General features: G+C 72.9%; 14 protein-coding genes. 8 read left to right on the top strand and 6 right to left on the bottom strand.

The genetic code is table 11. The annotated features are described in order from the left end of the window. Window positions 1-69: 69 nt before the first annotated feature. From E8D34_RS00580 to E8D34_RS00570, 3 genes are all read right to left on the bottom strand, one after another. Window positions 70-1,095, bottom strand: a complete 1,026-nt coding sequence (locus E8D34_RS00580) for an NAD-dependent epimerase/dehydratase family protein (RefSeq protein WP_136592637.1) — start codon at window positions 1,093-1,095, stop codon at window positions 70-72. A gap of 51 nt (window positions 1,096-1,146) precedes the next feature. Continuing rightward, a complete protein-coding gene (locus tag E8D34_RS00575; protein ID WP_136592636.1) occupies window positions 1,147-1,383 on the bottom strand; it encodes a hypothetical protein in 237 nt (78 codons plus the stop codon). Window positions 1,384-1,450: 67 nt separating this feature from the next. Further along, window positions 1,451-2,098 carry a VOC family protein gene (locus E8D34_RS00570; RefSeq protein WP_136592635.1) on the bottom strand — a complete coding sequence of 216 codons (648 nt, stop codon included), beginning with the start codon at window positions 2,096-2,098 and terminating at the stop codon, window positions 1,451-1,453. A 79-nt stretch (window positions 2,099-2,177) separates the two neighbouring features. Here E8D34_RS00570 and E8D34_RS00565 point away from each other — a divergent pair, with 79 nt between their 5' ends. Next, the gene (locus tag E8D34_RS00565) at window positions 2,178-2,645 is read left to right on the top strand and encodes a thioesterase family protein (RefSeq protein WP_240771045.1); all 468 of its coding nucleotides are present in this window, start codon (window positions 2,178-2,180) and stop codon (window positions 2,643-2,645) included. A gap of 45 nt (window positions 2,646-2,690) precedes the next feature. Here the strand turns inward: E8D34_RS00565 and E8D34_RS00560 are convergent, their stop codons facing one another. Continuing rightward, entirely contained in the window at window positions 2,691-3,254 is a 564-nt protein-coding gene (locus tag E8D34_RS00560; protein WP_240771006.1) for a TMEM165/GDT1 family protein, read from the bottom strand. Window positions 3,255-3,598: 344 nt separating this feature from the next. On the opposite strand from E8D34_RS00560, the gene E8D34_RS00555 reads away from it, so the two are divergent. The 7 genes from E8D34_RS00555 (at window position 3,599) to E8D34_RS00525 (ending at window position 12,266) form a co-directional block, all read left to right on the top strand. Next, complete coding sequence (locus tag E8D34_RS00555; protein WP_136592632.1) at window positions 3,599-4,819, top strand: MFS transporter; 1,221 nt, start codon at window positions 3,599-3,601, stop codon at window positions 4,817-4,819. Between the two features lie 198 nt (window positions 4,820-5,017). Continuing rightward, window positions 5,018-6,049, top strand: coding sequence for a diiron oxygenase (locus tag E8D34_RS00550; protein ID WP_240771005.1), 1,032 nt, complete (start codon window positions 5,018-5,020; stop codon window positions 6,047-6,049). A gap of 47 nt (window positions 6,050-6,096) precedes the next feature. Next, window positions 6,097-7,632, top strand: a complete 1,536-nt coding sequence (locus tag E8D34_RS00545) for an FAD-dependent oxidoreductase (RefSeq protein ID WP_136592631.1) — start codon at window positions 6,097-6,099, stop codon at window positions 7,630-7,632. Continuing rightward, window positions 7,632-8,360 (top strand): TetR/AcrR family transcriptional regulator, encoded by a 729-nt coding sequence (locus tag E8D34_RS00540; RefSeq protein WP_136592630.1) that lies wholly within the window; start codon window positions 7,632-7,634, stop codon window positions 8,358-8,360. The genes E8D34_RS00545 and E8D34_RS00540 overlap by 1 nt, the downstream gene beginning before the upstream one ends. Window positions 8,361-8,364: 4 nt before the next feature. Then, window positions 8,365-9,858, top strand: a complete 1,494-nt coding sequence (locus tag E8D34_RS00535; protein ID WP_136592629.1) for an NAD(P)/FAD-dependent oxidoreductase — start codon at window positions 8,365-8,367, stop codon at window positions 9,856-9,858. A 252-nt stretch (window positions 9,859-10,110) separates the two neighbouring features. After that, complete coding sequence (locus E8D34_RS00530) at window positions 10,111-11,199, top strand: TIGR03857 family LLM class F420-dependent oxidoreductase (RefSeq protein WP_136592628.1); 1,089 nt, start codon at window positions 10,111-10,113, stop codon at window positions 11,197-11,199. Further along, a complete protein-coding gene (locus tag E8D34_RS00525) occupies window positions 11,196-12,266 on the top strand; it encodes a phosphotransferase (RefSeq protein WP_206056485.1) in 1,071 nt (356 codons plus the stop codon). Before E8D34_RS00530 ends, E8D34_RS00525 begins: the two co-directional genes overlap by 4 nt. Window positions 12,267-12,413: 147 nt before the next feature. Here the strand turns inward: E8D34_RS00525 and E8D34_RS00520 are convergent, their stop codons facing one another. Further along, window positions 12,414-13,115: a GTP pyrophosphokinase family protein gene (locus E8D34_RS00520; protein ID WP_168929281.1), complete on the bottom strand. Its 702-nt coding sequence runs from the start codon at window positions 13,113-13,115 to the stop codon at window positions 12,414-12,416. Beyond that, window positions 13,115-14,413, bottom strand: coding sequence for an MFS transporter (locus E8D34_RS00515; RefSeq protein WP_136592941.1), 1,299 nt, complete (start codon window positions 14,411-14,413; stop codon window positions 13,115-13,117). Before E8D34_RS00515 ends, E8D34_RS00520 begins: the two co-directional genes overlap by 1 nt. Between the last annotated feature and the right edge of the window lie 18 nt (window positions 14,414-14,431).

The raw sequence follows: 14,431 nt of genomic DNA, 5'->3' as shown, positions 1-14,431 counted from the left end.
CTGTCTGTAAGTCATTTCTTCTGGGGGCCGGCAGTCCGGCGCTGACTGGGTCGTGTGCCCCAGACCCGCCTATGCGCGTGCCTCAGGCACACGACCCGACCCCGGCCCCGCCGCGGCAGCCCACTCCGCCAGCACCTCGCCCTCCCGGTCGCGGGAGAGCCCGGTGACCACGGCGCCCGGCTCCGCACCCAGCCACGCCGCGGTGTCGGCGAAGGTCTCCGCGAGGGGTCGCAGCGCCAGTCCGGCGTCGATCGCCGGCGTCGGGTCGTGGGCCAGCATCCCGTCGTACGCGGGGCGCGGGAGCCACAGCGGCAGCGACTCCGGGCCGGCCCAGGGCTCCACACCGTGGGCGGCGAGGAACTCCGCGTCCACCCAGACCAGCTCCGCCGCAGTCCCGGCGGCGGCGAGCAGGTCGGCGATGCGCACCGGCTCCCCGACGGCGTCGTAGGTGCCCGTCGTGCCGCGCTCGGCGAGCGCCACGATCCACGCCGCCAGGTCCCGCACGTCGATCACCTGGACGACGTCCTCGGGGCTGCCGGGCGCCAGCACCCGCTCCCCCGCCCCGGCCGCCGCCAGGCGCTCGGCCCAGTACGTGAACCGCCCGGTCGGGTCGCCGGGACCGACGATCAGCCCGGGCCGCACCACCGTCGCCCTCGCCGCGCCGGCCCGCACGACCTCCTCGCACGCGACCTTCATCGGCCCGTACGCCGCGGGGTGCTCGGCCAGGTCGAGGTCCTGGTGCAGCGCCGGGTGCAGCACGCCCTGGCCCGGGCCGGCCGGCGAGGCGTCGTCGGCGTACGCGCTCACCGAGGAGACGAAGAGGTGGTGGGCGTCGGGCAGCAGCGCGACGGCGCGGGCGACCACGCCCGGCAGCCGACCGACCTGGACCACCGCGTCGAACCCGGCGCCCGCCCCGGGGTCGGCCAGCGCCGCGGGCGGCTCCTCGGACCAGTCCCAGCGGACCAGCTCGGCGCCCGCAGGCACCGCACCCGACTCACCCCGACAGGCGCAGACCACCTCGTGCCCGCGGTCCACCGCCGCCGCCGCGACCTCCCGGGAGAGGAAGACCGTTCCGCCCAGCACCAGGATCCTCATGCGCCCACTTCAGCACGCGGGGCCAGGCAGGGGAACGGACACGGGGAACGGTCAGGCGGGACCTTCGAGGTCCAGGTCCTCCGGCGGGTCGGCGAACGCGCTCGCCACCGGTCCGCTCGGGGCGCTGTCGACGCCCTCGTCCGCGGCCGCCGCGCCGCCCGACGTCATCGCCGCGATCACCGCCGCCGACGCGGCCCACCGCGACGTGACCAGCGCCGTACGACGCCGCCGGCGGGCGGGCTGGGGCTGGGGGCGGGGCTGGGGCTCCTCACTGCTGTCACCGGTCATGGTCAACGACCATGACAGCCCAGGCTGAGAGCGCCCTGAGCCGCTGAGCGCCGGCCGGGGCCGCCCCTCAGTCCCGACCCTGCCAGGTCGCGATGTCGACCTCGTTTCCCTCAGGATCGGCGAGCGTCCACCAGGCCGGCGCGAAGTCGTCGTTGACCAGGGTGCCGCCGGCGGCGAGCGCCTCGGCGACCCGGGCCCGGGCCTGGTCGTGGGGAACCCCGACGTCGATGTGGATCCGGTTGCGGCCGGTCCGCGGCTGGTCCATCTGCTGCACGTAGACGGGCGGGTAGAGCCCGAGCGGGTCCGAGACGTCGGTGTCGCCGTCCCGCTCGTAGCCGAGCACCGCGCACCAGAAGTCCCGGACCGCGTCCACGTCCATCGCGTCGAGCGCGAACTCCCAGGTCCGCACGTGCTGCACCTCCGCCTCGACCCCGAGCGCGCGTGCCGCCGCGGAGATCTCCCGGGCCAGCGAGAGGTCCAGGTCGGTCAGCGAGCCCGCGGAGTGCGTGGCCAACCGGATCTCGAGCCGGCCGTAGCGCAGGTTGAGGTCGGGGTGGTGGTCCGCCGCCTCGGCCAGCCGGCCGATCTCGTTGACGAACGCCAGCCCGGTCGCGAAGTCGCCGGTGCGGTAGACCGCGAAGGCCTGCCACCACAGCACCCGCCAGTCCTCGACCCCGTCAGCCTCCGAGAACTGCTGCGCGGTGATCTTCTCCATGGGCCCACGCTAGGCCGATCCGGACCGGGACGCACCCGACGACCCGCGCGTCGGGGCTGCGAGGATGCCGGGCGTGGGCATGGTGTTCGACTGCGAGATCCAGGCGCGGCTGCGCGACGTCAACCTCGGCGGGCACGTCGACAACGTGGAGGCCGTGCGGGTCCTGGACGAGGCCCGGCTGCTCTTCTTCCGCTACGTCCCGGTGCCGGGCACGGACGGCCGCCCCGGGCTGCTCCACGACCTTCCCGCCCAGGTCACGATGCTGATGGGCGCGCAGCGGATCGAGTACCACGCGGAGATGCGCTTCCAGCCGTTCCAGCCCTTCCTGGTCCGGATCTGGGTGGCGCACGTCGGCCGCACCTCGATCACCGTCGACTACGAGCTGCGGGTGGCGCCCGACCAGGAGCCGGCGGTGGCCGCGGAGAGCACCCTGGTCCTCTGGGACACCACCACCGAGGCGGCGTGGCCGATCAGCGACGAGGTCCGCGCCACGCTCGAGCGGTACCGCAACGACCCGGTCGCGCTGCGGCCGCGCCCCGGCGCCTGAGCCGGGCGGGCGACCGCAGCGAGCGGGGCCGGGAGCCGAGCCGGCTCAGAAGACGCCGGCGCCGCTGAGGATCAGGATCAGACCGAAGAGCGCGAACAGCGCGGCGGCGCCGTAGGAGATGACCTTCTCCGGAAGCTTGCGGCCCAGCAGCGCGCCGACCGCGATCGCCAGCGCGTCGGCGGCGACCATGCCCAGCGTGGAGCCGATCCAGGTGCCCAACCAGCCCTCCTGGGTGGCCAGGGTGATCGTGGCCAGCATGGTCTTGTCGCCGAGCTCGGCGAGGAAGAACGCGGTGCCGACCGCGACGATCGCCAGGCCCTTGCTGTTGCGCGCCTTGGCGGCCTCCTCCTCGGTCAGCTCGTCGCCGCGCAGCGTCCAGGCCGCGAAGCCCAGGAAGGCGACGCCGGCGAGGATCTCGATGATGTGCTGGGAGTCGGCGAAGGCGTCGCCGATCAGCACGCCGATGCCGACCGAGACCAGGTGCACCAGCGCGGTCGCGGCGGTGATCGCGATCAGCACGTCGCGGGCGCGGTAGCGGGCGGCGAAGGTCATCGCCATCAGCTGGCTCTTGTCGCCGAGCTCGGCCACGAAGATGACGGCGGTGCTCAACAGGAATGCGTACATGGTTCTCTCTCCGGCTGCCGGCCGGAGGAACCCTGGGGACGCCTTCGACCAGGCACTCCACTCGGGTTGTCGCCCGCCCGAAGGACGGGTCGACGGTGTCTGGCCGAAAGTCTCGTCCGCCATCCGACGCGTCTGATGGCCTGCCGCGCCGGATCCCGTCCCAGCACTCGGGTGAGCACTGAAGCCGGGGTCAGTATGTCGACGCGACCGTTGGGGACTACTCCCTCTCGATGGCACCCAGCCTAGGGCACCGCCGCGCGCGGAGGGAAACCGCTGCCCGGGCACGCGGCACCTTGGCGCGTGCGTTCCCCGTCGGGAACCCTGGAGCGGTGCCGTCGCTGCCCCAGACCCGCAACGCCGTCGCCGCCAGCTTCGCGCTCGCGGGGTTCACGTTCGCGACGCTGGTCTCCCGCCTGCCCGATGTCCGCGGCGGCCTGGACCTGGACAACGCCGCGCTCGGGCTGCTGCTCTTCGCGATCGCGCTCGGCTCGATCGTCGCGATGCCCTCGGCGGGGTGGGCCATCGATCGCACCAGCGCCGCGGCGGTTGTCCGCCTGGGCGCCTGCCTGGTGGCCGGCGGCCTGGTGGTGGCGATGCTCGGCGCGGCCAGCGGGACGGTGGCGGTCACCGCGGTCGGCTTCCTCTCCCACGGCGCCGGCACCGGACTGTGGGACGTCGCCATGAACGTGGAGGGCGCCGAGGTCGAGCGCCGGCTCGGGCGCACGATCATGCCCCGGTTCCACGCCGCCTGGAGCGCCGGCTCCATCGCCGGCGCGGCGCTCGGCATCCCGATGGCCGCGCTGCACGTGCCGCTGCTGCTCCACGTCGGGCCGGCGGTGGCCGCCGCGCTGCTGCTCGCCTGGCGGGGCGCCGGGTCGTTCCTGCCGACCGAGCGACTCGTCGGCGACGCCGCGGAGGCGTCCACGGGACCCGCCGGCCGCTCGGCCTGGCTCGAGCCCCGGACGCTGGCCATCGGGGCCATGGTGCTCTCCTTCGCGCTGGTCGAGGGCACGGCGAACGACTGGCTCTCGCTCGCGCTCATCGACGGGTACGACGTCCGACACTGGGTCGGCGTCGCCGGCTTCTCGCTCTTCGTCTGCGCGATGACGACGGGCCGCCTGGTCGGCCCGGTGCTGCTGGACCGGTTCGGCCGCGCGGCCGTCCTGTGGGGCTGCGCGGCGGCGACCACGGTCGGGGTGCTGCTCGTCGTGCTGGGCGGCGCGGTGGCCCCGGAGACCCCGGTGGCCCCGGTGGCGGCGGTGGCCGTCGGCATCGTCGTCTGGGGCCTGGGCGCGTCGCTCGGCTTCCCGGTCGGGATGAGCGCGGCGGCCGACGACCCCGCGCGGGCGGCCCGCCGGGTCAGCGTCGTCTCCACCATCGGGTACGGCGCCTTCCTGGCCGGCCCGCCGGCGCTGGGACTGCTCGCCGACCACGTCGGCACCCTGCGCGCCCTGCTGGTGCTCGCGGCGCTGATGCTCCCGGCCAGCCTGACGGTGCTCGCCGCCCGCCCGGCGCGCGACCGCGAGGGCGCGGCCCCCGCCGCCGTCTGACCGGCAGCCGGGAAATCACGCGGACCCGTTGCCTGCAACTTCGTGTTGCGCTAACTTCGGGATAGTGCGACACCGTGTTGCAGTCAGCCGGCTGCCATCGGGAGGCACTCACGAACACCGGGGCCGCCCCGCGGCTCCCCCGCACCGCACCCCATCCACAGCCCACGGCGACGATTCGACGACGAGAGGTGGCCGGCGATGACCGCGACCCAGGAGCACTCCACCCAGACCCGCACGGACACCCGCACCGACTCCCCGACCGATACCCCGACCGACTCAGGGATGAGCTACGAGGACACCCTCCGGATGCTCTCCGAGGCGTCGGTCCACCAGCACTTCGACGCGTTCCTCGACATCGACTGGGACAACCCGGAGTACGCCGTCCACGCCGACGACCCGCGCTGGGTGCTGCCGGTGGCCGACGTCCTCGGGCGCACCGAGTGGTACCGCTCGCTCCCGCTGGAGGAGCAGATCCGGATCGGCCTCTACCGCCAGGCCAACGTGACCAAGGTCGGCCTCCAGTTCGAGCAGATCCTGATCTCGGGGCTGATGAACTACGCGTTCGGCCTGCGCAACGGCTCCCCGGAGTTCCGCTACTCCACGCACGAGGCGACCGAGGAGTGCCACCACACCCAGATGTTCCAGGAGTTCGTCAACCGCTCCGGGCAGGACGTCAAGGGCGGCAGCCTGGCCTTCCACCTGCTCGCGCCGGTCCTGCCGCTCGCGGCCAAGGTCGTCCCGGTCGCCTTCTTCTTCGGCGTGCTCGCCGGCGAGGAGCCGATCGACCACGTGCAGAAGTCGATCCTGCGCGCCGGCGACGACATGCACCCGCTGCTGCGCCGGATCATGCAGATCCACGTGGCCGAGGAGGCCCGCCACATCGGCTTCGCCCACCGGTACGTCGAGAACCACGCCCCGAACCTGCGCCGCATCGACCGGTTCCTGCTCTCCCTGATCGTGCCCGTGCTGATGCGGTGGCTGTGCAACGAGATCCTCGTGCCCAGCAAGCGGGCGCAGCGCGACATGGGCATCCCCGACGACGTGATGAAGCAGGTCTACTGGGACTCCGAGGAGTCGCAGAAGTTCCTCCGCGACCTGTTCGGCGACGTCCGCATGCTCGCCGACAACACCGGCCTGCGCGGCCGCGCCGCCCGCCGGGTCTGGAAGGCCATGAAGATCGACGGCCGCCCGTCCCGCTTCCGCAGCGAGCCGGCCTCCGCCGCCTCCTGAGCCGCACCCACCGCAGCAACCCGAGACGGAAACCAGGGGGGTCCTCCGTGCCGTACGTCGTCACCCAGTCCTGCTGCGCCGACGCCTCGTGCGTCGTCGCCTGCCCGGTCAACTGCATCCACCCGGCGCCCGGCGAGCCCGGGTTCGCCGAGGCCGAGATGGTCCACATCGACCAGGACGCCTGCGTCGGCTGCGGCGCCTGCGTGACCGCCTGCCCGGTCGGAGCGATCAAGGCCGACACCCGGCTCTCGACCGGCGAGCAGCCGTTCGTCGCGCTGAACGCCGAGTACTACGAGGTCTTCCCGCACGCGGACCGTGCCCCGGTGGCCGTGGTGCCGCCACAGCGCCGCCTCACCCGGCCCGGCCCGTTCCAGGTGGCCGTGATCGGCGCCGGACCGGCCGGCCTGTACACCGCCGACGAGCTGCTCAAGCACCCCGAGGTCGCCGGCGTCGACGTCTACGAGCGGCTGCGCACGCCGTACGGGCTGGTCCGATTCGGCGTCGCTCCCGACCACACCACGACCAAGCAGGTGAGCCGACTGTTCGCCACGATCGAGCGGCAGCCGCGGTTCCGCTACCGGCTCGGCGTGCACGTGGGGCGGGACGTGACGCTGGCCGAGCTGCGGCAGCGCTACGACGCGGTGGTGTACGCCGTCGGCGCCTCCGCCGACCGGCGCCTGGACATCCCCGGGGAGGACCTGCCCGGCTCGGTGGCGGCCACCGAGCTGGTCGGCTGGTACAACGGGCACCCGGACCGCGCGGCGCTCGAGGTGCCGCTGGACCACGAGCGGGCGGTGGTGATCGGGAACGGCAACGTCGCCCTCGACGTGGCCCGGATCCTGACCGCCGACCCGGAGACCCTGGTCGGCACCGACCTGGCCGCCGGCCCGCTGGGCCGGCTGCGGACCAGCGCCGTGCGCGAGGTCGTCGTCCTCGGACGCCGCGGGCCGGCGCAGTCCGCGTTCACGGTCCCCGAGCTGATCGGCCTGTCCGCGCTGGCCGACGCCGGCGCGATCGACGTGGTGATCGAGGCCGACCCGGACGAGCCGGCCGGCACCGACACCCGCTCGCGGCTGCTGGCCGGGCTGGCCCGGCGTACCCCGTCCGGCGACGGCCAGCGTCGTAGGATCGTGCTCCGGTTCGGGCACTCGCCGATCGAGCTGCTCGGGGAGCACCGGGTCGAGGGGGTGCGCGTGGTCCGCAACCGCCTCGAGCGCGCGGCCGACGGATCGGTCCGCGCGGTGCCGACGGACGAGACCTCCGTGATCGACGCCGGCCTGGTGGTCCGTTCGATCGGCCACCGCGGCCTCCCGGTCCCCGACCTCCCCTTCGACGAGGCCACCGGCACCGTGCCGAACGACGCGGGGCGGGTCGAGCCGGGCGTCTACGTCGTCGGCTGGATCAAGCGCGGTCCGGTCGGCTTCATCGGCACCAACAAGACCTGCGCCGAGGAGACCGTCTCCAGCCTGCTCGACGACCTCGACGCCGGCCTGCCCGCGCCGCCCGCACCGGCCGCGGCGGAGGAGCTCGACGGCCACCGCGGCCGAGACCGGCGGCGGGCGACCGTGGGGGCCGGCTCCTGATGGGTGGCACGCGGTCGGGCGACGGCCGGCAGCTGCGCTGGGAGAAGCACAAGCGCGAGCGCCGGCAGGTGGTGATCGACGCCGCGGTGGAGGTGCTGGAGCTGCACCCGGCCGGCACCGCCGTGCACGTGCAGGAGATCGCGGACCGAGCCGGCATCCACCGGACGGTGCTCTACCGCCACTTCGAGGACCGCACCGACCTCGACCTCGCGGTGCAGACCGAGATCTGCCGCCGCGCAGGCGACACGGTCATCGCGGCGATGAGCCTGGAGGGCACCCCCAGCCAGATCACCCACCGGATCGTGGCCACCTTCGTGGAGTGGATGGTCGACCACCCGGCACTGGTCCGCTTCGTCGAGCGCGACCTCTCCGGCGGAGACGTGACCCCGCTGGAGCAGTCGCTGCAGCAGGTCGCCGAGCGGGTCGAGCTGCTCATGCACTCGATCGTGCAGATGCTCGGCACCGAGCTGCCCGAGGAGAGCCGCGACGCCCTCGACCCGTTCGTCTTCGGGCTGATCGGCAGCGGCTTCCAGACCACCAAGCGCTGGGCCTCCCGCCCCGAGCTCCGCCCGCCCCCGCGCGACTTCATCGACCTGCTCTCCCGCAACATCTGGCGCCAGATCACCGGCATGGCCGCCGACAACGGCATCGAGCTGCCCGACGTACCCGTCGAGGCGCTGCTGACGCTGCTGACCCCCGAACCGTCCACCACCACCCCAGGAGCGTGACCCCGTGAGCGACGGAGCCACCGAGCACCTCGACGTCCTGATCGTCGGCGCCGGCCTGTCCGGCATCGACGCCGCCTACCACGTGAGCAAGGCCTTCCCGGGGCGCAGCTACGCGCTGCTCGAGGCACGCGGCGCACTGGGCGGCACCTGGGACCTGTTCCGCTACCCGGGCATCCGGTCGGACTCGGACATGTACACGCTGGGCTTCAGCTGGAAGCCGTGGCTGGGGAAGAAGTCGATCGCCGACGGCCCGGACATCCTGGCCTACCTCCAGGAGGCCGCCGCCGAGAACGGGATCGACCAGCACATCCGCTACCACCACAAGGTGGTCCGCGCCGACTTCTCCACCGCCGAGGCGCGGTGGACCGTGACGGTGGAGCGCGGCGGTGTCGACGGCAGTGTCGAGACCGTCCGGCTGACCGCCGACTTCCTCTTCTCCACCAGCGGGTACTACTCCTACGAGGAGGGCTACACGCCGGATTTCGAGGGCGTCGAGGAGTTCACCGGCCGGGTGATCCACCCGCAGGAGTGGCCCGAGGACCTCGACTACGCCGGGAAGCGGATCGTGGTGATCGGCTCCGGCGCCACCGCGGTGACCCTGATCCCCGCGCTGGCCGAGTCCGGCGCCGGCCACGTGACGATGCTGCAGCGGACCCCGTCGTACGTGATCAGCCAGCCCGGCAGCGACCCGCTGTCGTACAAGATGCTGACCCGGCTGCCGACCAGGATCGCCGCCCCGCTGGTCCGCGCCCGCTACATCGCCACCCGCACCTGGTTCTACGAGTTCTGCCAGGCCCGCCCCGAGCTGGCGCGCAAGATCCTGCGCAAGGGCGTCGAGCGCCAGCTGCCCGACGACGTCTCCTTCGACGAGCACTTCAAGCCGCCGTACAACCCGTGGGACCAGCGCCTCTGCGCGGTGCCCCACGGCGACCTGTTCAAGGCGCTGCGGCGGCACACGGTGGACGTGGTCACCGACCACATCGACCGTTTCACGTCGAACGGGATCCTGCTGAAGTCCGGCAGGGAGCTCGAGGCCGACATCATCGTCACCGCGACCGGCCTCAACCTGCTCGCCTTCGGCGGTGCGTCGCTGGCGGTGGACGGTCGTGACGTCGCGCTGCCCGACACGATGGCGTTCAAGGGCGCGATGCTCTCCGACATCCCGAACTTCGCCTTCATCGTCGGCTACACCAACGCCTCCTGGACCCTCAAGGCCGACCTGGTCTGCCAGTACGTCGTGCGGGTGATGCAGCACATGGCCTCCACCGGCACCTCGATCGTGGTGCCGCGCCGCGATCCGTCCGTCGCCGAGGAGCCGTTCCTCGACTTCGCCGCCGGGTACGTGCTGCGCAGCGTCGACCAGTTCCCCAAGCAGGGGTCGGTCGAGCCGTGGCGGCTGAGGATGAACTACTTCCGCGACCTCAAGGTGTTCGGGGCGTCCGCCGACGACCCGGCGCTGGAGTACAGCTCGCCGGTGCGGGAGAGGGCGCGGGCGTAGCTGGGCTGGAATCCCCGGTCGACCGGGGACTCCCGGGCGTGACGGCCATTGCACTGGCCGTCACGCGCGGGAAGTGGCCGCCCGGTGTGACGCCAGGGATGCCTGAGGCACACGACCCCAGATCCGCCCGGTGCCCGGCCTCGCGCCACCACCCCGCGACTGGACATCTGTCCAGCAACCCTCCCGCCCGACTGGAACTTGTTCTAGCCTGACCGGCACGCGGGCACCGCGGCCCGCCACGGGAGGGTAGGCATGGACGTCCAGGAGTTCCCCGAGCTGGCCTGCTACGGCCTGGCCGGCCACAGCGCGAGCCCGCGCGACCTGATCGACGAGGTCCGACTGGCCGAGGAGCTGGGCCTCGGCTCGGTGTTCCTCTCCGAGCGGTTCAACGTCAAGGACGCCGGCGTGATGGCCGGCATGGCGACCGCGGCCAGCAGCCGGATCGGGATCGCGACCGCGGCCACCAACCCGCACACCCGGCACCCGCTGGTCACCGCCACCATGGCCACCACGCTGCACCGGGCCTCCGAGGGCCGCTACGCCCTCGGCCTGGGCCGCGGCTTCGACCTGCTCTTCGACGTGATGGGCATCCCCCGCGTCACCGGCGCGCGGCTCGTCGACACCATCGACATCCTGCGCACCCTGTGGTCCGGCGGCAGCGTCGTCGGCCACGACGGCCCGGCCGGCAGCTTCCCGTACCTGTCCCAGGACAGCAGCTTCGACGAGAAGATCCCCGTGCTGATGATGGCGATCGGCCCGAGGTCGCTCGAGCTGGCCGGTCGCCACGCCGACGGCGTCGTGCTGCACACCTTCTTCACCGACGACACGCTGCGCCGTGCGGTGGAGACGATCCGCGGCGCGGCCGCCGACGCCGGCCGCGACCCGGCGTCGGTGCGGATCTGGTCCGTGCTCGCGACCGTCACCGACGACCTCCCGGAGGAGCTGCGGCTGCGCAAGCTCGTCGGGCGGCTGGCGACGTACCTGCAGGGGTACGGCGAGGTGCTGGTCCGCGGCAACCGCTGGGACCTGGCCGACCTGGAGCGGTTCCGCAACGACGACCTCGTGCAGGGCTATCCCGGAGCGTTCGACGCGATCGGCACCGTCGAGGAGCTCACCCACCTGCGCGACGCGGTGCTGCCGGCGCAGTGGCTGGCAGCCGCCGCGACCGGGTCCGCCGCCGACTGCGCGGCCCGGATCGCCGACCAGCTCGACGCCGGCGCCGACAGCGTGGTGCTGCACGGCGCGACGCCGAGCGAGCTGGCGCCGGTGCTCGACGCGTGGCGCGAGATCCGTCCGGAGCGCCTCGACGCGCTGCCCGCCAACCCGGGGTGGATGAAGTGAGCGGGGCGGACGCGGTGACCACCGGGACCCTGGTCGGCTCCGCCGAGGAGCTCACCGTCGACTGGGCCCGCACCGTGCTCGGCGCTGCGGTCGAGGCGGTCGAGGTGACCCGCGTCGGCACCGGCCAGATCGGCACCTGCTACCGGGTCGCCCTCACCGCGCCCGGGGATCCCGCCCTCCCGACGACCGTGCTGGTCAAGCTCCCCGCCGAGGACCCGGCCGCCCGCGAGCTGCTCGCCAACGTCTACCGCACCGAGGTGCGGTTCTACGACGAGATCGCGCCGACGGTCGCCGTCCGGGTGCCGCACTGCCACCTGGCGACGTACGCCGGCACCGGGGCCGAGTTCACCCTGGTGATGGCCGACGCGGCGCCGGCGACGCAGGGCGACCAGCTCGCCGGCTGCAGCGCCGACCAGGCACGCGACGCCGTGGTCAACCTGGCCGGGCTGCACGGACCGCGCTGGTGCGACCCGACCCTGCTGGAGATCGAGGGCCTGAGCATCAACGGCCCCGAGGACGCCGACCTGATGGCCGAGCTCTACGGTCCGGCCACGGAGATCTTCGTCGACCTGCTCGGCGACCGGCTCACCCCGGAGTGCGTCGCCACGCTGCACGAGGTGGCCGCCGTGATCGGCCCGTGGGCCCTCGGCCGGGCGGAGCGCTTCGGGCTGGTCCACGGCGACTACCGGCTGGACAACCTGCTCTTCCCGCCCGACGACGCTCCCGGCGTGATCGCGGTCGACTGGCAGACCCTCTCGCTCGGGCTGCCCGCGCGGGACCTGGCCTTCTTCCTCGGCACGTCGCTGGAGCCCGCGCAACGGCGCCGCGACGAGCGGAGCCTGGTCGCGGCCTACCACCGCGCCCTGCTCGACCACGGCGTCACCGGGTACGACGAGGGCCTGGCCTGGGACGACTACCGGTACGCGATGCTCCAGGGCCCGCTGATCGCGGTCTTCGGCTGCGCCTACGGCACGCGCAGCGAGCGCGGTGACGCGATGTTCGCGGTGATGGTGGAGCGGTCCTGCGCGGCGATCCGGGACCTGGGCAGCCTGGCGCTGGTCGGCTGAGCCGGGTCCCATGGAATCCCCGGTCGACCGGGGATTCCCTCGCGGGACGGCCACTGCAACGCCCGTCACGCGAGGGAAGTGCCCGTCAGGCGTGACGCAAGGGGCACCTGAGGCACACGACTCGCCGCCGCCGCCGGCTTCGCGGCCCTACCGGTCGGGCCGCACCTCGCTGCGCAGGTCGCTCATCGTGGCGTCCAGGGAGGCGGCGGTCTCGGCGGCGACCTTCAGCTCGTCGGCCAGCCCGGGCGGCACGGTGCCGTCGTACTTGTAGTAGATCGAGTGCTCGACGCTGGCCCAGAAGTCCATCGCGATCGTGCGGATCTGCAGCTCGACCGGCACGTGCTCGGTCCGGTCGGAGAGGAAGACCGGGATCGTGACCAGCAGGTGCAGGCTCCGGTACCCGTTCTCCTTCGGCGTGATGATGTAGTCCTCGACCTCCATCACCGTCAGGTCGGGCTGACTGGTCAACATGTCGCTGATCCAGTAGACGTCGGAGGCGAACGGGCAGACCACCCGTACGCCGGCGATGTCGCGGACCTGGGCCTCGATGGTCGGCAGCGTCGCCGGCAGACCGAGCCGCCGCACCTTGTCGATCACGCTCTCCGGCGTCTTCAGCCGGGTCCGCACGTGCTCGATCGGCGAGTGGTCGTGGGTCTCCTCGAACTCCTGCCGCAGGATCGAGATCTTGGTGGTGATCTCGTCCAGGGCGAACTTGTACGGCAGCCGGAATCGCTGCAGGGTCCGGTACAGGACCTCCTCGGAGACCGCCTCGTCGAGCGGGTCGCGGCCCGAGCCGGCCGCGGCCAGCTCCTCCATCAGATCGGTGTGGGCGGGGTCGGTGACGCTCATCAGTCCTCCCGTACGGGGTCGGCCTCCAGCATGCCTGGAGCCTCAAGCCGCCGGTCCCTCACCCCGTTGGCCGATGCCGGGATGGCCCGCTCCAGGCCGAGCGCCAGCACCGCGATCACGCCGCAGCCGACCACCATCACGCCGATGTAGACGCCGGGGAGGTGCAGGTCGAGCAGGAACCCCGCGACCACCGGGCCCGCGATCGCGCCGAGCTGGAAGGCGCCGGCGTTGATCGCGTTGTAGCGGCCGCGCGTGTGGTCAGCGGCCAGGTCGTTGTTGATCGCCGGCACCGTCGGCTGCAGCAGGGTCTCGCCGAGCGCGAAGACCGCCATGAACGCCATCACCCCGACTACCGCCGTCGCCGTGCCCGGCACCAGGCCGGTGCTGCCCAGGAGCAGCCACGCGACCGACCAGATCGCGGCCATCACCATCATCACCCGGGTACGCCGCCGCCCGCTGATCCGGCGTAGCACCGCGAACTGCAGCGCCACGATGACCGCGGTGTTGACCGCGAACGCGACCCCGATCGCGGAGGTGGAGACCTCGGCGACCTGCCGCACGAACCCCGGGAAGCCGGCCTCGAGCTGCCCGTAGCCGAGGAAGACGCCGATGAAGGTGATCACGGTCAGCCGCTGCACGGCGGGCTCGCGCAGGATCGAGAGGTAGCTGACCGGGGAGGTCGTGCCGCCCTCCTCCGGGTCCGGCGCCGCCGCGGCGCCGCGGACGTGTCGCAGCGGGCCCAGCAGGAGACCCATCGGGACCAGCATCGAGGCGGCGTCGACGAGGAAGATCGTGGTGAAGGTGGCCGGCTCGTGCACGTCGACGTACAGGCCGCCGACCACGCCGCCGACGCCGATCCCGAGGTTGACCAGGGCGAAGTTGACGCCGAAGTACTGCTGGCGAAGGTCGCCGGTGACGATCGAGGCGATGAAGGCGTTGAACGCCGGCCAGGAGACGCCGAAGTTGATGCCGATCAGCACCAGCGCGACGGCGGCGACGGCCGGGGTCGTGGCGAAGGCGAGCAGGGCGTTGCCGACGATCATGCAGGAGATGCCGGCCAGCAGCACCGGCCGCGCGCCGTACCGGTCCGTCAGCACGCCGCCCGGCCCGGTCACCACCAGACCGGCGCCGGCGATCAGGCCCATCAGCACCCCGGAGAGGCCCAGGTCGAAGCCGCGCACCTCGTGCAGGTAGATCAGGGTGAACGGCAGCGTCAGCCCGCGACCCAGGGTCTGGATCGCGACGGTCGACAGCAGCCAGCGGCCCTCGGTGGGCAGCGCTGCCCAGAACCCTCGCATCGTCACCGACACATCTTC

This window comes from Nocardioides sp. GY 10113 (assembly GCF_004919105.1).
Taxonomy (GTDB): domain Bacteria; phylum Actinomycetota; class Actinomycetes; order Propionibacteriales; family Nocardioidaceae; genus Nocardioides.
Note: the sequence above shows the minus strand (reverse complement) of the source record. Positions and strands in the feature narration are given on the sequence as shown.